General features: G+C 71.7%; 17 protein-coding genes. 11 read left to right on the plus strand and 6 right to left on the minus strand.

The window, feature by feature from the left end:
• Positions 1–21: 21 nt before the first annotated feature.
• Positions 22–1,779: an FAD-dependent oxidoreductase gene (locus tag SLINC_RS05535; protein ID WP_067427494.1), complete on the minus strand. Its 1,758-nt coding sequence runs from the start codon at positions 1,777–1,779 to the stop codon at positions 22–24.
• Between the two features lie 148 nt (positions 1,780–1,927).
• Here SLINC_RS05535 and SLINC_RS05540 point away from each other — a divergent pair, with 148 nt between their 5' ends.
• The 4 genes from SLINC_RS05540 to SLINC_RS05555 all read left to right on the plus strand — a co-directional run bounded on the left by SLINC_RS05540 (position 1,928) and on the right by SLINC_RS05555 (position 5,105).
• Positions 1,928–3,703, plus strand: coding sequence for a helix-turn-helix domain-containing protein (locus SLINC_RS05540; protein WP_225988253.1), 1,776 nt, complete (start codon positions 1,928–1,930; stop codon positions 3,701–3,703).
• 120 nt (positions 3,704–3,823) lie between these two features.
• Complete coding sequence (locus SLINC_RS05545) at positions 3,824–4,258, plus strand: Fur family transcriptional regulator (RefSeq protein WP_079164421.1); 435 nt, start codon at positions 3,824–3,826, stop codon at positions 4,256–4,258.
• A gap of 152 nt (positions 4,259–4,410) precedes the next feature.
• Positions 4,411–4,713 (plus strand): hypothetical protein, encoded by a 303-nt coding sequence (locus SLINC_RS05550; RefSeq protein ID WP_067427496.1) that lies wholly within the window; start codon positions 4,411–4,413, stop codon positions 4,711–4,713.
• Positions 4,714–4,784: 71 nt separating this feature from the next.
• A complete protein-coding gene (locus SLINC_RS05555; RefSeq protein ID WP_067427498.1) occupies positions 4,785–5,105 on the plus strand; it encodes an ArsR/SmtB family transcription factor in 321 nt (106 codons plus the stop codon).
• Between the two features lie 49 nt (positions 5,106–5,154).
• Here the strand turns inward: SLINC_RS05555 and SLINC_RS05560 are convergent, their stop codons facing one another.
• Entirely contained in the window at positions 5,155–6,330 is a 1,176-nt protein-coding gene (locus SLINC_RS05560; protein ID WP_225988254.1) for a GTP-binding protein, read from the minus strand.
• Positions 6,331–6,340: 10 nt separating this feature from the next.
• A complete protein-coding gene (locus tag SLINC_RS05565) occupies positions 6,341–6,715 on the minus strand; it encodes a hypothetical protein (RefSeq protein ID WP_067427499.1) in 375 nt (124 codons plus the stop codon).
• Positions 6,716–6,951: 236 nt separating this feature from the next.
• Here SLINC_RS05565 and SLINC_RS05570 point away from each other — a divergent pair, with 236 nt between their 5' ends.
• The 6 genes from SLINC_RS05570 to SLINC_RS05595 all read left to right on the plus strand — a co-directional run bounded on the left by SLINC_RS05570 (position 6,952) and on the right by SLINC_RS05595 (position 14,119).
• Positions 6,952–7,887: a metal ABC transporter solute-binding protein, Zn/Mn family gene (locus SLINC_RS05570; RefSeq protein WP_067427502.1), complete on the plus strand. Its 936-nt coding sequence runs from the start codon at positions 6,952–6,954 to the stop codon at positions 7,885–7,887.
• Positions 7,884–8,768 carry a metal ABC transporter ATP-binding protein gene (locus tag SLINC_RS05575; RefSeq protein WP_225988255.1) on the plus strand — a complete coding sequence of 295 codons (885 nt, stop codon included), beginning with the start codon at positions 7,884–7,886 and terminating at the stop codon, positions 8,766–8,768. Before SLINC_RS05570 ends, SLINC_RS05575 begins: the two co-directional genes overlap by 4 nt.
• Positions 8,765–9,646: a metal ABC transporter permease gene (locus SLINC_RS05580; protein WP_067427508.1), complete on the plus strand. Its 882-nt coding sequence runs from the start codon at positions 8,765–8,767 to the stop codon at positions 9,644–9,646. Before SLINC_RS05575 ends, SLINC_RS05580 begins: the two co-directional genes overlap by 4 nt.
• A 245-nt stretch (positions 9,647–9,891) precedes the next feature.
• Positions 9,892–11,928, plus strand: coding sequence for an iron uptake transporter permease EfeU (gene efeU, locus SLINC_RS05585; protein ID WP_067427510.1), 2,037 nt, complete (start codon positions 9,892–9,894; stop codon positions 11,926–11,928).
• Between the two features lie 70 nt (positions 11,929–11,998).
• Entirely contained in the window at positions 11,999–13,288 is a 1,290-nt protein-coding gene (gene efeB / locus SLINC_RS05590; protein WP_067427512.1) for an iron uptake transporter deferrochelatase/peroxidase subunit, read from the plus strand.
• 60 nt (positions 13,289–13,348) lie between these two features.
• Complete coding sequence (locus SLINC_RS05595) at positions 13,349–14,119, plus strand: DeoR/GlpR family DNA-binding transcription regulator (RefSeq protein WP_067427514.1); 771 nt, start codon at positions 13,349–13,351, stop codon at positions 14,117–14,119.
• A gap of 8 nt (positions 14,120–14,127) precedes the next feature.
• Here the strand turns inward: SLINC_RS05595 and SLINC_RS05600 are convergent, their stop codons facing one another.
• Complete coding sequence (locus tag SLINC_RS05600; RefSeq protein ID WP_159425325.1) at positions 14,128–14,628, minus strand: hypothetical protein; 501 nt, start codon at positions 14,626–14,628, stop codon at positions 14,128–14,130.
• Positions 14,629–14,865: 237 nt separating this feature from the next.
• Between SLINC_RS05600 and SLINC_RS05605 the strand changes: the two genes are divergently transcribed.
• A complete protein-coding gene (locus SLINC_RS05605; protein ID WP_067427518.1) occupies positions 14,866–15,534 on the plus strand; it encodes a hypothetical protein in 669 nt (222 codons plus the stop codon).
• Positions 15,535–15,605: 71 nt separating this feature from the next.
• On the opposite strand, the gene SLINC_RS05610 is transcribed toward SLINC_RS05605, so the two are convergent.
• On the minus strand, positions 15,606–17,450 hold the full coding sequence (locus tag SLINC_RS05610; RefSeq protein ID WP_067427520.1) for a serine/threonine-protein kinase: 1,845 nt from the start codon (positions 17,448–17,450) through the stop codon (positions 15,606–15,608).
• Between the two features lie 61 nt (positions 17,451–17,511).
• Entirely contained in the window at positions 17,512–19,029 is a 1,518-nt protein-coding gene (locus SLINC_RS05615) for a tetratricopeptide repeat protein (protein ID WP_079164422.1), read from the minus strand.
• Positions 19,030–19,059: the final 30 nt, after the last annotated feature.

Consider the following 19,059-nt stretch of genomic DNA (forward strand, 5'->3'; position numbering starts at 1 on the left):
CTCTCCTGGTCCCGGAGCTGTTCAGACATGCCCGAGGATCCGCCGCACCGCCCCGGTCAGCAACCGCTCGGCGTCCTCGGCGGAGGCGGCCGCGCCGGCGTGCCGGAAGGCGACGTATCCGTCCGGCCTCACGAGGAGCGCTCCCCCGTCGGCGACCTCGCTCAGCCGCGCCCAGTCGCCGTAGGGGTCCTCGTACGCCTGGCCGGGTCCGATGACGACGGTGGCGATCTCCATGTCCTGGGCCTCGGCGGCGCGAGCCCAGTCCGCGCCGCCGATGCCGGTGATCAGGGTGAAGCGGCCCTGCCCGACGGTGTCGAGGGTGGACAGGGTGCGGGTGCCGGAGGTGATCCAGGCGTGCGGGAGCTTGGCGCCGGGGCGGGAGGTGGGCTGGTGGTGCAGCTCGGGGTCGCGGTCGAACCCGGGGTCGTCGGTGCCGTCGGGGACGATCGCGGGCGAGGTGTAGCGCTGGTTGAGGTCGACGCCGTGCGCGTTGAACTCGTACACCTTGAACGCGATGGCCTCGCGCAGCCTCGCCCGCTGCTTCTGGGCCGCCTCGGTGTCCTGCGTGCGGGCGGCGATGTTGGCCCACAGCTGCTCGGGGGTCTGCGGGGAGAGTCCGTCGAGCGCCTCGAAGATCGGCGCGGTCTCGCCGATGGACTTGTTGGCGCGGGTGACGATCTGCCTGCCGATCGGGGCGCGTTCGGTGGTGTAGGTGTCCAGCAGCTTCGGGGAGGCGGTGCCGTCGAGGACGAGCTTGAGCTTCCAGGCCAGGTTGTAGGAGTCCTGGATGGAGGTGTTGGAGCCGAGACCGTTGGACGGCGGGTGGCGGTGCGTGGCGTCTCCGGCGCAGAAGACGCGGCCGTTGGAGTAGGTCTCGGCGTACATCTCGTTGACCGTCCACGCCGAGGAGGACTTGATGGTCACCGGGATGTCGTCGTCGCCGACCAGCTGGCGTACGACGGACTCGGCGTACTCCGTGGTCAGGTCGGGGGCGCCGGCGCTCACGTCGTAGCCCCACACGATGAGCCACTCGTTCCAGGGCCGGACGCAGCGCACCAGGCCGGCGCCGATGCCGCCGACGGTCGCGCCGGGGGCGAGTACCCAGTAGAGGGTGGAGGGCCGGTGAGCGGTGTACTTGCTCAGGTCCGCGTCGAAGACGATGTTGATGCTGCCGGCCACGCCCATCTGGCCGCCCATCGGCAGCCCGGCGTCCTCGGCGACCTGCGAGCGGCCGCCGTCCGCGCCGATGAGGTACTTGGCGCGGATGGTGTACTCGTCGCCGCGCAGCCGGTCCTCGACGGTGACCGTCACGCCGAAGGCGTCCTGGACGAAGGACTTGTAGACGGTGCTGAAGCGCAGTTGCGAGCCGCGCGCGACCGCGGCGTCGATGAGGACGGGTTCCATGAGGTGCTGGGGCATGTCGCACATGCGGGTGGGGCTGGCGAGTTCGTGCGCGGCCTGGACGAGCGGGTCGTTGCCCCAGGAGCGGATCCGGCCGAGTTCCTCGCCGGCGAGGCTGGTGCAGAAGGTCGTGTTGCCCATCAGATGCTGGGGCGTGGCCTTCGCGACGACATCCTGCTCGACGCCGAGGTCCCGCAGCACCTCCATGGTGCGCTGGTTGGTGATGTGCGCCCGGGGCGTGTCGGCGAGGCTCGCGTAGCGGGTGACGACGATGTTCGGGACGCCGTAGGTGCTGAGGGCGAGCGCGGCGGAGGCGCCCGCGGGGCCACTGCCGACGATCAGTACATCGGTCACGACATCGGGCTCGACGGTGTGCACGGTAACGCTCCAGGGAATGAGAACAGAGGCCGACCTTCCAAGATCATGTAGATCGGTGCGCGATCGCGGGTGTCTCAATTCGATACAGTGCGCCGGCCACACCAGTGGTTGTTGCGCGTTCAACCGCTCCCGTAGGGTGAACGGCGTCGTGACCACCGCAGAGCACCCCTCGGCCCGCCCCACCCTCGCCTCGCTGCGCAGGGCCCGCGCGCTGTTCCTGACCGGGCGGCAACTGCCGGCCGAGATCCCCGAGGACATCGCCGCGGCCTGGAGACGCGCCCGCTTCTTCGGCGTACGGCACGACGTGACGGACCCGTCCCCCGCTTCGCGCGTACGGCCTTCCGCGTCCCCGCTGCCGGCAGCGGCCCGCCCGGTGCTCGAACGGATCGCTCCCACCCTCAGTACGGAGCAGACGGCGTTCATGCTCACCGACGAGCGGCTGCGCGTCCTGTGGGCGACCGGACTCGCGTCGGACGGCCTCCGGGATCTCTCCGAGCACCTGGTCGGCCACAACAGCGCGGCCCTCGCGCTGCGGACCGGGCGACGCGCCGAGGTGCACGGCCCCGAGCACTTCCTCGACCTGTGGCAGGACGTCTCCGCGGTCAGCGTGCCGCTGCGGGCACCGGAGACCGGCCGGTTGCTGGGCACGCTGACGGTGGCCTGCGCCCTCCGCGCCGGGGACGGCCCGCATCCCGGCGCCCCGCTCGCCGAGGCGGCGGCGAGCGCCGTCGAGGCAGAGCTCCTCTCCCGGTCGCGGGCGGCGGAACGAGTGCTGCTGGACGCGTACCTGCGCGCCGCCGGGCAGCCCGGGAGCGCGGTCGTCGCGCTCGACGGACGCAACCGGTTCGTCAGTGAGGCAGCGGAGCGGCTGCTGTCGCCGGAGGGGCTGGAGGCGTTGGAACGGGACACGATGACCCTGCGCCTCGGAACGGACCCGGAGGCGGCGGCCCGCCCCGCCCACGGGCCGGCGGCGGCGGCCCACTCGTCAGTCTCGTCAGCCGCTTCGCCCTCGCATCACGTCCGCCTTCCGGACGGCATTCCGTGCAGCGCGGTCCTCACGCCTGTTCCGCACCTTGGCTCGATCATCGGTGCGGTCGCCGTACTGGAACCGGTCGAGCCCGCGGCGGTGGTACCGAGCACGCGGACCGACGTGGCACTGGCCGGGCACTCGGTGCCCTGGCGCCACGCCGTCGCCCGGGCGGTGGAGCTGGCGAGGTGCCCCGAGCCCCTGCTCCTCGTCGGGGAGCGCGGTACCGGCAAGACATCGCTCGCCCGCGAGCTGGTCGCCGACCCGTCGGCCTTCGATGCCGCGGAAGGCGAACTCCCCGCCTGTCTCGACGAGTTGGTGTCCGGTCGGCCCCTTCTCATCCGGCATGCCGAGCGGCTGGCGCCCCAGGACACGGCGACCCTCAACTCCCTGCTCGACACACACCCGGGCGTACCCCTGCTGGCCACCTACACCCCCGGAGCGTCACCGGGCCCCTGCCTCCAACGCCTCCTGGACACCCTGGGGGCCCGCTCGGTCACCCTGCCCGCCCTGCGCGAACGCCCGGACGACATCCGGGAGTTGGTCACGGCGCTGGCCCCGCACCCCGCACCCGGACAGCCCCCGCTCACCTGGACGCTGGACGCCCTGCGTGCCCTGGAGGAGCACCCGTGGCCCGGCAACGTCACCGAACTCGCCCATCTGGTCCGGGCGTTGGCCGAGAACCGGCGCACCACCGGCCCCGTCCGGCGTGCCGAGTTGCCCGACCCCGTACGCGAGGGCCCCGCGACCCGCCCCCTCAGCCCGATGGAACACGCCGAGCGCGCCACGATCCTGGAGACCCTGCGCCTGCACGGCGGCAACAAGGCCCGCACGGCGGCGGCCCTGGGCATCGCCCGCGCGACGCTGTACCGGAAACTGCGCGGCTACCGGGGCTGACCCCCACGCCCCCCGCCCGGCGTGATCTCGCCACAACCCGGCAGTACATGGACATGGATGTCATTGTCATTTACGGTGTTCCGCAGACCGGAGCGGCGAGCACGATGGGGGTGATCTGCCGTGAGCGGCCGGACGACCCGGCAACGGAGGGCGGTGCTGCGCGTTCTCGCGGGCTGCCAGGACTTCGTGTCGGCCCAGGAGTTGCACGCGCTCCTGGTCGCCGAGGCCCACTCGATCGGGCTGACCACCGTCTACCGTGCCCTGCGTGACCTGGAGGCCGACGGCGGGGTGGACGTCGTACGCGACGAGGCGGCCGGGCGGCTCTACCGCAGCCGCCCCACGGACGGCCACCGCCACTACCTGATCTGCCGTGACTGCGGCCGCAGCCGGCCGGTGGAGTCCGGGGTCGTCGAGGAGTGGGCCGACCGGATCGCCGCCGACACCGGGTTCGCCGCGGTGCGGCACACCGTCGAACTCACCGGCCTGTGCGCCGACTGCCACCCCGGCGGGGACGGCGAGGAGGAACCGCCGTACGCCTGGGACCGCGTCCACTGAAGGAGACGCCCCGCGCGCGGCCATGAAGGGACCGATGCACCCGCGGACACCTCCGCGCGACACATGCGCAGATCGCTATATGTTAATGTCGCTATGCACGGCCTGCGGGACACCAGACGCAGGCGCCCATCCCGCACCACCAGGAGCACCACATGGCCACCGCCACCGAGCACCGCACCCACGACAGCCACACGCACACCCACGGCGCGGGCTGCGGCCACGTCGCCATCCCGCACGGCGACCACACCGACTTCGCGCACGACGGCCACGTCCACCGGGTGCACGAGGACCACGTCGACGAGTGCGCCCCGGCCGGCCATGTCGCCCACGACAGCCACGACCACCAGCACGGCGAGGGCTGCGGCCACGTCGCCGTCCCGCACGAGGACCACGTCGACTACGTGCACGACGGCCACCGGCACGCCGCGCACGAGGGCCACTGGGACGACCACTGAGTCACGGCCCCGCTCCCGTCCGGCGACGGCATCTCGTATCGGAAATCATTGTCACTTGCTAATATGTGCATGTGACGCCGACTTCCCCTCCCCCGCCGACCCCGACGGACGAGCCGATACGCGCCCTGGAGGCCGCCAGCGACCTGCTGAAGGCGCTGGCCTCCCCGGTCCGTCTCGGCATCGTGCGGGAACTGTCCGAGGGCGGAAAGTACGTGCACGAACTGGTCGACGCCCTCGGCGTGAGTCAGCCACTGGTCTCCCAGCACCTCAGGGTCCTGCGCAACTCCCGGATCGTGACCACCCGTCGGCAGGCCCGTGAGATCCAGTACGACCTCGCCGACGAGCACATCGCCCACATCGTGCTGGACGCCATCCGGCACGCACAGGAGTAGCCCGGCACCGTCGTGGCACGACGGGGGCCGGGCCTCTCCCGTCTCCGGTTCAGCGCAGGTCGACGTCGCCGAGCAGCGGATCCGGGACCGCAGTCCAGCCCTCCCGGCCCAGGGACAGTTCCGCGTCGGTGAGCAGGGCCGCGTTCAGGGCGCGGTGGATCGCCTCGGGGTCGAGGCCGGGGCCGGTGAGGGTGATCTCGTTGCGGCGTTCGCCGACGTAGTCGTCCCAGAACCAGGAAGCCAGCGTGCGCCGTTGGGGCGAGGCGGCCTCCCACGCGTCGGTGTCCGCCGGTTCCAGCCAGCGGTCCGCCTCCTTCAGCTCCAGGTGGCCCCCTGCGGAACGCCAGGTCACGACGGCGTCCGGCCGACTGCACAGCCACAGATGGCCACTGCCGCGGACCACCCGCCACATCACCTCCGGCAGGGCGTCCGCCAGCCGCTCCGGATGCAGGGGGCGGCGAGCCCGCCACAGCACCGACGTCATCCCACCGTCGGCATCGCGTCCCGCGCGGGGAACCGCCACCGGCTCCCACCTCGCCCGCCACCGCTCCTCCGTCCCCGACGGCAGTGGCCTGGCGAGTTCGTCCGGCAGTTCGCCGCCCGGGCCGAGGGCCACCAGGCGCGCGTGCGCGTTGAGATGAGCGGCCAGCGCGACCGTCTCGGACACCCGCCCGTCGTCCGTGCCGTCCGCCGGGGCCGGGACGACCAGGGCGTCCGCCGCCTCCACCCGCCGCACGGCGACCTCGGCCGGCGTCAGGGGTTCACCGCGGTCGCCCCCGCTCCACAGCCGTACACCCCGGTGAACGCAGCCGATGTCGACAGTGAAGGACGCCGGATCCACGCCAACCGTCACGCCGGCCGCCGCGAAGTGGTCCCCGAGGGATCCGCTCGCCACCCGGGCGCGCCACAGTTCGATCAGGAAGGGCAGGGCGTCGATGTCCTCGGGCAGGGCGAGGACGATGTGCGCCGCGCCGAGGCGGCGCAGGTGGAACAGGTCCTGGCGGAGGATGACCACGGGGTCGCCCGTGGCACTCAGGGAGGTCTCCCCCGCCGGCGCTCCCGCGCCGGACAGAAAGCGCTGGACGACCGGATACCCGGCGTCCCGCGCCTCGATCGTCACGGCCAGCAGCACCGGGCGCGGGGACAGGCGTAGCAGCCCGTCGACCACGGCGCCCCGGACGGCCGGTGTGTCGCCGAGCACGACGCTCAACAGGGCCTTGGGCACGCGGTCGCCCCTAGTTGAGGTGGGCGACGTGCCGCGGAGCGGGCGCCGCGCGCAGGCGGTCGGGCAGCGTTCCGTCGTCCGGCATGCCGGCCCGCAGCCAGACGCCGACGGCTGCGGCGTCGGCGTCGGTGAGGAGCGGGCCGAGGCAGACGACCGCGCCGGTGGGCCTGCGGTCCACGGCGCACGGCCGCACGGCGGCGTACAGGCCGTGCTCGCGCCGGCAGTGCAGCACCCGGGCCAGACAGCCGGTGGAGACCAACACGCCGTGGGCGCAGCTGCGGACCGCATGCCGCAGCCCGTCCATCACTTCGTGCGGAGCGTCGCAGGAGGCGCAGGTGACAAGGGTGAAAGGGCGCCCTTGACGGCCGTGTACGGCATCGCTCATGTCCGCACCTTCCAAGTTATTGAAAATGGTTCCCATTTTTATAGCACACGAACCTTCCTCCCAGGAGGGCGCGGAGCGGCGCGTCAAGCCTTGGCAATGATCGCCACATCAAACGGATACGAACGCAGTTCTGACATTCGTTTTCATCTAACCTGAGCGCGCCCGGTCGACGCCGACCGGCCCATATCCCTGTATCCCTCGCGAACATCCCTGTTCACGCCTGTCGTGGAGGAACCATGCCCACGCCCTCGTCCCGGCGCCTCGCCCTGATCACCGGCGCCTCTCTCGCCCTCCTGGCAGGCTGCTCCAGCTCGTCGGACTCCAGCAGCGACACCAGCGGCTCGCACCAGGCCGTCGCCTCGTCGAAGGTCGCCGTGGTGGCCTCGACGAACGTCTACGGCGACATCACCGAGCAGATAGGCGGCGACAAGGTCAGCGTCACGTCGATCATCAGTGACCCCGACCAGGACCCGCACTCCTACGAGGCCAACACCCAGAACCAGCTCGCCCTGTCCAAGGCGAAGGTCGTCATCGAGAACGGCGGCGGCTACGACGACTTCGTCGACCGCATGCTGAAGAGCAGCAACTCCGCCGCCGAGGTCGTCAACGCCGTCAAGGTGTCCGGCAAGACCGCGCCGAAGGGCGGCGAGCTCAACGAGCACGTCTGGTACGACTTCCCCACCGTCGCCAAGGTCACCGACAGCATCGCCGCCGCCCTGGGCAAGGCCGACCCGGGCGCCGCCGCCATCTTCACCAAGAACGCCGAGGCCTTCAAGGCGAAGCTGAAGCCGCTGGAGGCGAAGGAAGCGCAGATCAAGAAGGAGCACGGCGGGGAGGGCGTGGCCATCACCGAGCCGGTGCCGCTGTACATGCTCGACGCGAGCGGACTGGTCGACAAGACGCCCGCGGCGTTCAGCGAGGCCATCGAGGAGGGTGACGACGTCTCCCCCAAGGTCCTCCAGGCCACGCTCGCCCTGTTCTCCGCCAAGCAGGTCGAGGCGCTGGTGTACAACGCGCAGACCTCCGGCCCGCAGACCGAGAAGTCCGAGGCCGCGGCCAAGGCGGCCGGTATCCCCGTCGTACGGGTGACCGAGACCCTGCCCGAGGGCAAGGACTACCTCGGCTGGATGACCGGCAACGTCGACGCGCTCGCGGGCGCGCTGGACAAGTGAGGCAGCCGGTCGTGGCCGCCGTGCCCCGCGCCCGTCAGGAGGGCGCCGAGCCGGTCATCAGCCTGCGCGGCGCCGCCCTGTCGTACGGCGCGCGGGAGGTGTGGCGCGACCTCGAACTCGACGTACGGCCCGGGGAGTTCCTGGCGGTGCTCGGGCCGAACGGCGCGGGTAAGACCAGCTTCGTGCGGGCCCTGCTGGGCCGGCAGCCGCTGTCGGCCGGTTCGCTGACCGTGCTCGGCCGGCCGCCCCGCGAGGCCGCCCGGCACCTCGGATACGTGCCCCAGCAGGCGGAGTTGTCCGCGCAGGCGATGCTGCGGGCCCGCGATCTCGTTCGCTTCGGGATCGACGGGCACCGCTTCGGGCCGCGGCCGGGCGGCCGGGCCGTGCGCCGCCGGGTGGACGAGATCCTCGCCTCGGTGGGGGCCTCGGCGTACGCCGACGTCCCGCTCGGCATGCTGTCCGGCGGCGAGCGGCAGCGCGTGCGGATCGGACAGGCCCTGGCGACCGACCCGCGGATCCTGCTGTGCGACGAGCCGCTGCTCTCCCTGGACCTCAACCACCAGCGTGCCGTCACGGAACTGGTCGACGCCCGCCGCCGCTCCCACGCCACGGCGGTCGTCTTCGTGACCCACGAGATCAACCCGGTGCTCGGCCTGGTGGACCGGGTGCTCTACCTGGCCCCCGGCGGCCACCGGGTCGGCCCGCCGCAGGAGGTGCTGACGTCGGAGTCCCTCTCCGAGCTGTACGGCACACAGGTCGACGTGATCCACGTACGCAACCGGATCGTGGTCGTCGGCGCCAACGACGACTCGGGCGGCCCACCGCATCACCCGAACGAACCGGTCCCCGCGGGCCACGAGACGGACGGAGTGCGCCCATGACGCTCGCCGACGGGGTCTGGCAGCAGATCTTCAGCTTCGACAACTACGGCGAACTGCTGGCGCTGGTCCGCAACTCCCTGATCGCCGGTGCCGCACTCGGCCTCGTCGGCGGGCTGGCCGGGGTCTTCGTCATCATGCGCGACCTGCCGTTCGCGGTGCACGGCATCAGCGAACTGTCCTTCGCGGGCGCGTCGGCGGCACTGCTGCTGGGCGTGAACGTGGTGGCGGGCTCGATCGCCGGCTCGCTGATCGCGGCGGGGGCGATCGGGGTGCTGGGGGTGCGGGCCCGGGAGCGCAACTCGGCCATCGGCATCCTGATGCCGTTCGGCCTCGGGCTCGGGGTGCTCTTCCTCGCCCTCTACAAGGGCCGCGCGGCCAACAAGTTCGGCCTGCTCACGGGACAGATCGTCGCCGTCGACACCCCGCAGATGACCTGGCTGCTCGGCACCGCCGCGGTGGTCCTGGTCGCCCTGGTGCTCATGTGGCGGCCCCTGTCCTTCGCCAGCGCCGATCCGGACGTCGCCGAGGCCCGCGGGGTGCCGGTCCGGTCGCTGTCGTTCGCCTTCATGCTCGTGCTCGGGCTGGCGGTCGCGCTGTCGGTACAGGCCGTCGGGGCCCTGCTGGTCCTCAGCCTGGTCGTCACCCCCGCCGCGGCCGCCGCACGGGTCACCGCCTCGCCGGTCCTGCTGCCCCTGCTGAGCGTGGTCTTCGCCGTGATCGCGATCGAGGGCGGCATCCTGCTCGCCCTGGGCAGCAGCATTCCCATCAGCCCCTACGTCACGACCGTGTCGTTCGGCATCTACGGCGTCTGCCGCCTCGCGGGCGCCCGCCGCACCCGGCGGTGGGGAGTGGGAAGGGCGGCTCCGCGGCCTGCCTGAGCCGGGAATGGCGCACTGCCAAAGGGGCCGTATTGCACGTATATGCGTAGTGCGCCCCGGCTTCCTACCCGACTCTTACTCGCCCCCCAACTCCCTTTCCAGGCAGGCATTTTGAGCGGTCCGGCGGGTCTCCGGGCCACGCAGTGGCCCCGGTACGCCGTCGCCACGCCAGGTTAGGTTTGCCTACACTCAGCGCGCCCCGGCCGGAACATGCTCGTGCCGGACGTGCCCGAGAGGAGTTCCCGGTGTGGGACAACGCGCTCCCGAGCTTCCTGATCGGCCTGCGTGAGGGCCTGGAAGCCGGCCTGATCGTTTCCGTTCTGGTCGCCACCCTCGTCCGTTCCGGGCACCGTTCGCGACTGCCGCACGTGTGGACCGGGGTGCTGGCCGCCATAGGTGTGTCGATGGGGTTCGGGGCCGTGCTGACGTTCACGTCGGCCGGACTGTCCGGGCAGGCCCAGGAGGCGTTCGGCGGCACGCTCAGCGTGGTCGCGGTCGCCTTCGTCACCGCGATGGTGTTCTGGATGCGGCGCTCTGCGCGCAGCCTCTCCGGCGAGATCCGGGAGAAGGTCACCGCAGCCCTCGGCACGGGCGCGGGCGTGCTGATCATCACCTCGTTCCTCGCCGTCGGACGCGAGGGGCTGGAGACGGCCCTGTTCCTGTGGACGACGGGACAGACGGCCGGGGACTCCGCGGGACCGCTCGTCGGCGCGGGTGCGGGGCTGGTGCTGGCCATCGTCGTGTGCTGGGGGCTGTACCGGCGGGTGCTGCACCTGAACCTGACGCGGTTCTTCACCCTCACCGGTGCCGGGCTCATCGTGATCGCGGCGGGCGTCCTCGGCTACGGACTGCGCGACCTCCAGGAGAGCGGCGTCCTGCCGGGTGCCACCGCGTACGCCGTCGACCTGTCGGCGAGCATCGACTCCGGCTCCTGGTACGCCACGCTGCTCGGCGGCACGCTCAACCTCACGCCGCTGATGACATGGCTTCAGGTGGGTGCCTACGGTGCCTACCTCGTCGTGGTGATGACCCTGTTCGTCCGTGGGGTGCGCGGCGCTGCCGAGTCCCCGCCGACGGCGCCCGGGAAGACCGCTCCGGCCCCCGGCCGGACCGCCCGGCGGAGTCTGCCCGCCTGGGTGGTGCCGGTGGCCGCGCTCGCCGTTCCCTCGCTGCTCGCGGGGGCGCTGGTGAGCGTCGGCGACACCAAGCCCGCCTCCGCCGCCACCGTCGGTGTCTCCACCGCGGACTGCGGCAAGGGATTCGGCACGCCGAAGCCGGGACAGCACACCTTCCAGGTGCGCAACGGCGGCGACAGCACCGTCGAGGCGTATCTGATCAACCCGGCCACGGCGGCCGTCTACGGCGAGGTCGAGGGCATCGCGCCCGGCACCACACGTGCCCTGATCGCCACGATCGGCGGCGGGAGTTACGCCTGGCGCTGTGTGCCGAGCAGTGGCAAGGCGGTCACCTCCGCCGCGGTGCGGGTCTCCGGCGGTGGTGCGCAGCGGGCCGTGCTGCCGGTGACCGACAAGGACCTCGCCGAGCCGCTCGCCTCCTACCGCGCCTACGTGCACCAGGGCCTGACCGTGCTGGGGACCAGGACCCTGACGCTTCAGCACGACATCGAGGACGACCGGCTCGCCAGGGCCCGCTCGGACTGGCTGCCCGCGCACGTGGAGTACGCCTCGCTCGGCGCCGCCTACGGCACCTTCGGGGATTTCGACGCGAAGATCAACGGCCGGACGGCCGGGCTGCCCCTGGGAGTGAAGGATCCCGGCTTCACCGGCTTCCACCGCATCGAGTACGGCCTGTGGCACGGCGAGTCGGCGGCCTCCCTCACCCCGGTCGCCCGGCGGCTCACCAGCGATGTCGCCGCCCTGCGCAAGGACTTTCCGCACCAGGACTTCGACCCGGGCGATCTGCCCCTGCGCACCCACGAGATCCTGGAGGCCACCCTCCAGCAGGAGTTGACCGGCGCCACCGACTACGGCAGCGGCAGCAACCTGGCGACCGCCGAGGCCAACATCAAGGGCACACAGGAGCTGCTCGGTCTGCTGCGACCGCTGATCTCCGCACGCGACCCCGAGGTCCTGACGGACGTGGGCGGATGGATGCGACGCACCGAACGGATCGTGCTCTCCGCCCGGAGCGCGGACGGGAGGTGGACACCGGTCGAGCAACTTCCCGCCGCCACCCGCCAGCGGCTGAACGGTGCCATGAGCCAACTGCTGGAGGAACTCGCGCCGATTCCGGACCTGTTGGAGATCCGCAAGGCGGCCTGATCCGCGAGCTCAGGCCGTCGTACCCCCTTACCGCTTCCCCCGCCATCACCGTCAGGAGAGGACCATCCCGATGACGACCCAGCAGCCGGGCCCCGCAGCAGGGCAGGAGGGTGCCCGCCCCACGGGCCGTCGTACGTTCGTCAGGACCGCGCTCGGAGTCGGCGCGGCCGGTGCGGCGCTGACCGGGGCCGGTCTCGTCGGGGCGGAGCTGACCGGTGGGCGCGCCGACGCCGCCGGAAACACCACGGCGGACAGCGCCACCGTGCCCTTCCACGGCGTCCACCAGGCCGGGATCATCACCCCGCAGCCGCCCGCCGCCGCCTTCGTCTCCTTCGACGTCACCGCGGAGAACCGCGCCGAACTCACCGATCTGCTGCGTACGTTGACCTCCCGATCCCGGTTCCTGACCGGCGGCGGCACGCCCGAGAACCTGGGCGTGGGTGCCCCGCCGTCCGACAGCGGCATCCTCGGGCCCGAGATCCCCGCCGACGGTCTGACCGTCACCGTGGGCCTGGGCGCCTCGCTCTTCGACGACCGCTACGGCCTCGCGGCCGCCAGGCCACGGCACCTCACCGCGATGCGCACCTTCCCCAACGACGACCTCGACGCCGCCGAGTGCCACGGCGACCTGTCCCTCCAGATCTGCGCGGGCCACTCCGACACCGTCCTGCACGCGCTGCGCGACCTGACCCGGCACACCCGCGGAGCCATGCAGATCAAGTGGCGCGTCGACGGCTTCCAGAACCCGTCCCGCCCCTCCGGCGCCCAGCGCAACCTCCTCGGCTTCAAGGACGGCATCGCCAACCCCGACACGTCCTCCGGGCGTGAGATGAACCGGCTGGTGTGGGTCACCGGCACCGACGACGAGCCGTCCTGGGCGGTCGGCGGCAGCTACCAGGTGATCCGCATCATCCGGATGCGGGTGGAGTTCTGGGACCGGGTCTCGCTCAACGAGCAGGAGACGATGATCGGGCGCCGCCGTGACACCGGTGCCCCGCTCGACGGCACCCACGAGACCGACACCCCCCACTACGCCAGGGATCCGCACGGCCGGGCCATCCCCCTCGACGCCCACATCCGCCTCGCCAACCCGCGCACCGCCACAACCGACAGCACACGCCTCCTGCGCCGCGGCTACAACTACGACCGGGGCGTCGACAAGGCCGGCAACCTCGACATGGGACTGGCGTTCTGCTGCTACCAGCAGGACGTGGTCCGCCAGTTCGAGGCCACCCAGACCCGGCTCATCGACGAGCCCCTGGTCGACTACATCACCCCGACCGGCGGCGGCTACTTCTTCGCCCTCCCCGGCGTCCGCGGCCACTCCGACTGGCTGGGCCGCGCCCTGCTCAAGGGGTGAGGCACCGCGGCGGACCTGAGGTGCGGTCCGCGGGGAACGGCGCGTGTAGTGTCTCGCTGCGTGCTGGCTGAACAACGACACCAACTCATCATGCGGGAGCTGCGATCCGGTGGCACGGTCACCGTGACCGAGCTCGCGGGCCGATTGGGTGCCAGTGCGGCGACCGTACGACGTGATCTCCTCAAACTGGAGGAGGACGGGCTGCTCACCCGGGTCCACGGAGGGGCGGTCGTCGAGGACGAGCGGGCGCCGTTCACCGAGGCCGCCGAAGCAGGGCTGCCCGAGAAGGACGCGATCGCCGCCCGGGCCGCCACCATGATCGAGGACGGGCAGTCGGTCATCCTCGACTCCGGCACCACCGTCCACCGGCTGGCACCCCGGCTGCGCGGACGCCACCTCACGGTGATCACCAACAACCTCGCCGTGTACGAGGAACTCGTCCGCGACGACACCGTCGAACTGATGCTGCTCGGCGGCATGGTCCTGCGTGACTCCCGTTCCCTGGACGGCTTCATGACCGAGGACGCCCTGCGCCACGTCCACGCCGACTGGCTCTTCATGGGAGCGTGCGGCATCCGCCCGGGCGGCCAGGTCATGGACACCACCGTCGCCGAGGTCCCCGCCCGACGCGCCATGATCGCCGCGAGCGACAAGGCCGTACTCCTCGCCGACCACAGCAAGTTCCCCGGCACCGGCATGGTGAAGATCTGCGGTCCGGAGGATCTGCACGCCGTGGTGACCGACACGTCGTCGGACGACATGACCTGCACGGCGCTCAGGGAGGCAGGGGTGAGCGTCCTGCGCGCGGCACCGTCCGCCTCCGACGGATAGGGCTCGTCCTACAGGGCGTCCCACACCTTGAACCAGCCGATGTCGTCGTTGGCCCGGTCGCCGACGTAACGGGTGCCGTAGCCGTAGTAGTAGACGGCGCTCTGGCCGTCGTTGAGGACGGCCTGCTGCCCGTCGCAGCTGTTGTAGGTCCTGAACGAGGAGATCATGTAGCGCGACAGTCCTGTGTCCAGGACGTAGCCGGCCGCGTCGCAGGGGCCGTAGTCGCCGTACACATCGGTGACGGAGCCGCCGTAGTCGGCGTGCTGGTACCAGGTCATGAGCAGGGTCGCGGCGCTGCTGTTCGTCGCCGCGGCCGTCGTCCTGGAGTCGGAACAGGTGCGGCTCTTCACCTGGGAGACCTTGTCGCCGGGCTTGACTCTCTCCACGACCACGGAGCAGTAGGTGCGGTCCGGCGTCGTGGAGGCCGACGCCTGGGGCGCGAGCGCGACGAGACCGATGAGTGAGGCGGCCACGCTCAGCGTGGCGGCGGTTCGGGTGGGCACAGACATGGCACTCCTCGCGGCTGGGACTGACAGGGGGCCGTGCACACCGCAAGGCTAGGAGCGCGCCGGCCGCAGCGGTCCCTGACAGATGTCAGGGCATCGGCAGGGCGGCGGGGGGTGTCGTCAGGGCCACCCCGGTATCGGGTGTTCAGGGCCAGGGACGGGCCGGGGCGGGCGCGGCAGGATTTCTGTCGTCGGCAAACGGACCGACGAGGAATCCGCCACCGGACTTCGGGGGAACCCATGAACGAGACCTTCGCCAGGCGCCTGACCGGCCTGGCCGGCATCGTCACCGCGGCCGCTCTGATCATCGAGGTACCGCTGTACTTCATCTACTCCGGACCGCCGCCGGACTCGAACGTCCTGGCCAGGCTCCTCATCGCGATCATCTCGCTGACCTGCCTGATCGTGTTCGTGACGGCCTTTCGCGAGCTGGTCAAGCGGGTGAACCCGGCCTACGAATGGGTGGGTTCGATGGCCTTCTCCGCCGGGCTGGTCTACACGACGGTCACCCTGGTCTCCAGCGGACTCGAAGCCGGCGCGGTCATCGCCGCCGACCATTCCATCGATCCGACCATCACGGTCAGCGGCACCTACATCCTCTACGGCTCGATCGGCCGGATGCTGCTGGCGCTGTTCCTGACCACGATCGGCTACGCCATCTCCCGTACGAACATGCTGCCGCGCTGGACCAGCCGCTCCGCCTACGTCCTGGCCGGTGTCAACCTGGCCTTCGTGCCGTCCATGTTCTTCGGCAACGAGCCGGCGAACTTCTACGCGGCCAACGGCTGGGGCAGCACCGCCTCGATGGGCGCGATCCTCAGCTACTGGCTGCTCGCCCTGGGTATCTCGGTCTACCGCAGCGCCAACCGTGTGACGCCGAAGGCCGACGCACCGGCCCTGCGGCACTGACCGCGGGAGCCCGACCATGGGTGTGGGGCCCGGTCTTCAGGCCGGGCCCCACACCCATGCGCGCGCACGGTTCAGTACGCCGGCTTCAGCACTCCCCCGGGCAGCTTCTTCTCGTCGTCGCGGGCCACGCTGCACATCACATGGCGGAACCCGTCGTCCCACTCGTCGGAGGAGGTCCAGCCCCACATCTCGTGGCCCTGTCCGCGGGCCCAGTTGACGCCGTACTTCTCCTCGCACAGGCTGCCGGTGTCGACGCTGTCGGAGGAGCCCTCGCCGGAGGCCCAGGTCCAGCCGACCACCTGCTCGTCGTGCGGCCGGTCGCAGCTCACCAGGGTCTCGGTGGACGAACCCTCGTCGTCCTCCACGGAGTTGATGCAGTCCCCGGCGCCCAGCTGCGTGATGAACACCTCGTCGCCGAACTTGCGGAAGTCGCCGATCGGGCCGCCGAGGGTGGCGTTCTTCAGGAACAGCAGGCACGCCGAGTCCGGCGGTTCGCCCTGGCCCGTCTCGGGGGTGAGGACGTAGAGCACGGGATCGGGCATGCTCGCTCGCAGTTCCGCGGTACGCCGGGTGCACTCACCCCGGACGGCCTCCACGTCGGCGGCCGTGACGACGGACTGCGCCACGGTCGCGATGACCTGGCCCTCGGGATCGTCGTCGCAGTCGACGGCCTTGATGCCGGCCCGCCCCTGGTACGTGCCGCCCTTCCAGTCGGCGTCGACGCACTGCCCCGCCGCGAGCGCGTCGCGCAACCCGGCCTGTCTGCCGTACGGATACGCGCTGCGGGTCACCGTCGGCGAAGGGGTCGGGGAGGCCATCGGGGTGGGCGTCGCAGCGGCCTTCGCCCCGACCTCCAGCTGCCGCGCGCCCTCCCCCGCGTCGTGGAACACGGCGGCGCCCAGCGCGAATCCGGCACCGCCCGCCAGTGTCGCGGCGAGCGCGAGCAGCGCGGGCGCGCGGCGGCCGGGGCCACCCCTGAGGCGTCCGGCGGGCGTGGCGGGCGCCTTCGCCGGCGAGGCGGAGTGGGCCGGGCCGGCCGCGGTGTCGGGGACGCCCGCTCCGGACGCGTCAGGGCCGCCCGCCGCCTCGGCGAGGAGGTCACGCGCCCGCTCCGCGTCCCACCGGTCCTGCGGGTCCTTCGCCAGCAGGCCCATGATGACGCGGCCGAGCGGGTCGCTCGCCCGCTGCGGCACGGACGGTTCCGTGGTCAGGACCGCGAGGAGGGCGGCGTCGAGGGTGTCCCGCTCGAAGGGGCCGGTGCCCTCGACCGCGTAGTAGAGGGTGACGCCGAGCGAGAACAGGTCGGAATCCGCGGTCGCCTCGCCGCCTGACAGCCGCTCCGGTGCCACATAGCCCGGGGTGCCGACGACCATGCCGCTCTGGGTGACACGGGTCTCGCGCGGGCGCAGCGAGATGCCGTAGTCCGTCAGGAGGACCCGGCCGTCCTCGGTGCCCGAATGGTCCGGTGCCAGCAGGATGTTGGAGGGCTTCACATCGCGGTGGATGATGCCGAGCCGATGCCCGGCACCGAGTCCGTCGAGAGCGGCCGCCCCGATCCGGGCGGTCTCCTCGCTGGACAGGGGGCCGCGCTCCTTGACCACGGCACGCAGGTCACGGGTACCGGGCAGGTACTCCATCACGATCCACGGGCGGTCGTCGTGCTCCACGACGTCGTAGACCGTGATGACGTTCGGGTGCTCGCGCAACTGGGCCGCCTTCAGCGCCTCGTTGCGGCCCCGGTCGGCGAGGTCGCCGATGGCCGGGTCCGGTTCGGGCGGTACGTCGATCTCCTTGACGGCGACCTGCGCCCGGAGTCTGTCGTCCTCGGCCAGCCAGACGCTCCCGCCGCCCCCGGCACCCAGCCGCTGCCGCAGCCGGTACCGACCGGCGATGACGCGCTCCCGTTCTGTCGCCATCAGCGCTGTACTCCTTTCCCGCGCGTCGGCGCGCCGCAGTCGAGGCTCCGCAGGCCACCGGTCATCGGACCACCAGCAGCTCGAAGGCGGCGCGCACACCGGACTTGGAGGTGGTGACGTACCTGGTCGACGGCGGGGACGTGTCGCCGTCGCCGGTGGAGAAGTAAGAGAACCTCGACGGGCAACTCGTGCCACTGATCTGGATCCTGCGGTCGGTGACCAGCCTGCCGGTGCGTACCTCGTAGACCTTCACCGGAATCTCGACCTTGTGGAAGCTCACATAGGTGACGGCACCGGTGGACTCGTTCTCGTACGGGCAGGTCTCGACGGAGGTGCCGAAGGTGTCCTCACCCATGCACACCACCAGCGCCGCGTCGGAGGCGTCGCCGGCCTTCCAGGCGCCGGGGAGTTGCTTCACGTAGTCGCGCAGCACGCTGTACTCGTCGCCGCCGTAGAACAGCGCGCGGTTGGTGCCCTTGCCCGCGGGCTTGGCGCCGCTGTACTTCGCCGGGTCGGAGCAGTACGCGGGCTGCCCGTCGGCGCTGTCGACGAGCAGTTTGCGGACCGTGTCCAACTCGATGTTCAGCGTGGCCTTCCTGGCCCCCTTGCGGGCCCGGTCGGCGAGGTCGCCGCCGGGGTACCGGTCGAGCAGCTGCTCGTACCGGGTGCGGGCCTCGTCCCAGCTGTCGTCCGCCATGAAGTCGTCGCCGCAGTCGACGAGCGCGGCGGGCGCGGTCCGTTCGGCGGTGGCGGTCGAGCGGTCCAACACGTCCTGGCTGGGCACCCGTTGGCGGAGCCAGTCGGTGACGGCGACGGTGGTGCAGGGGTCCTCGGTGGGCAGGCCGCGGAGGAATCCGTTCAGCGTCGTCTCGACCGTCTTGCCGTGGCCGGGTTCGGCGAGGACCTTCGCGAGGGTGTCGAAGCCCTGCTCCAGTGCCTCGGTGTCCCCGGTCAGCGCGCTGTTCAGTTCGGCCGTGGCCGTCTCCAGCCGCTCGCACACCCGGACCACCTCGTCGCCGTACGCGGTCAGCGGCGCGTCACCGACACGGTCGCCCCACCACACCTCCCCCTGCGCGCTCACCACGCGTGCGCAGTCGCCGTCCTGCCGGGCCTCGGCGACATCGCCCGCGACCCGGTGCGCGTCGTGGCGCAGCAGCCCCGCGGTCAGCAGCACCGTCAGCGTCACGGCGAGCGCGAGCAGCCGTTGCCGTCGCACCGCGACCCTGCGCGTGCCGCGACGGGCCAGGAACCAGCCGTGGGCGATGCCGAGCACCCACCACACGGCCACGGCGATCTCGTACGACGTGCGGGCCTTGGAGACGACCAGCAGGACCAGCACGAGCGTGGTCGTCGCGGCGGTGACCGCGAGCTTGCGCCGCCCCAGCAGCAGATAGCCGATGCCGAGGAGGGAGGCGTTGCCGAGGGCCGCGGCCAGCGGGTCGTGGGGTCGGTCCTGAGGAGGTAGGGGGTGGAACACGGCGAGTTCGTCGGAGGGCGGGCCGTTGGGTTCACCGGAGGGCGGTCCGGTGGGCTCGGGCGGGCCGGTGGGCTCGGGTGCGGCGGGTGTCGGGGTATCCATCCTGGTCTCCCCCTGTGACGGAACGGATCT

Source organism: Streptomyces lincolnensis (assembly GCF_001685355.1).
GTDB classification, from domain to species: Bacteria; Actinomycetota; Actinomycetes; order Streptomycetales; family Streptomycetaceae; genus Streptomyces; species Streptomyces lincolnensis.

Bases quoted from the DNA above. Each gene is read 5' to 3' on its own strand.
- SLINC_RS05615 (WP_079164422.1), bottom strand. From the start codon at position 19,029: ATGGATACCCCGACACCCGCCGCACCCGAGCCCACCGGCCCGCCCGAG.
- SLINC_RS05605 (WP_067427518.1), top strand. From the start codon at position 14,866: ATGAACGAGACCTTCGCCAGGCGCCTGACCGGCCTGGCCGGCATCGTC.
- SLINC_RS05565 (WP_067427499.1), bottom strand. From the start codon at position 6,715: ATGAGCGATGCCGTACACGGCCGTCAAGGGCGCCCTTTCACCCTTGTC.
- SLINC_RS05600 (WP_159425325.1), bottom strand. From the start codon at position 14,628: ATGTCTGTGCCCACCCGAACCGCCGCCACGCTGAGCGTGGCCGCCTCA.
- SLINC_RS05550 (WP_067427496.1), top strand. From the start codon at position 4,411: ATGGCCACCGCCACCGAGCACCGCACCCACGACAGCCACACGCACACC.
- SLINC_RS05570 (WP_067427502.1), top strand. From the start codon at position 6,952: ATGCCCACGCCCTCGTCCCGGCGCCTCGCCCTGATCACCGGCGCCTCT.
- efeB (WP_067427512.1), top strand. From the start codon at position 11,999: ATGACGACCCAGCAGCCGGGCCCCGCAGCAGGGCAGGAGGGTGCCCGC.
- SLINC_RS05580 (WP_067427508.1), top strand. From the start codon at position 8,765: ATGACGCTCGCCGACGGGGTCTGGCAGCAGATCTTCAGCTTCGACAAC.
- SLINC_RS05610 (WP_067427520.1), bottom strand. From the start codon at position 17,450: ATGGCGACAGAACGGGAGCGCGTCATCGCCGGTCGGTACCGGCTGCGG.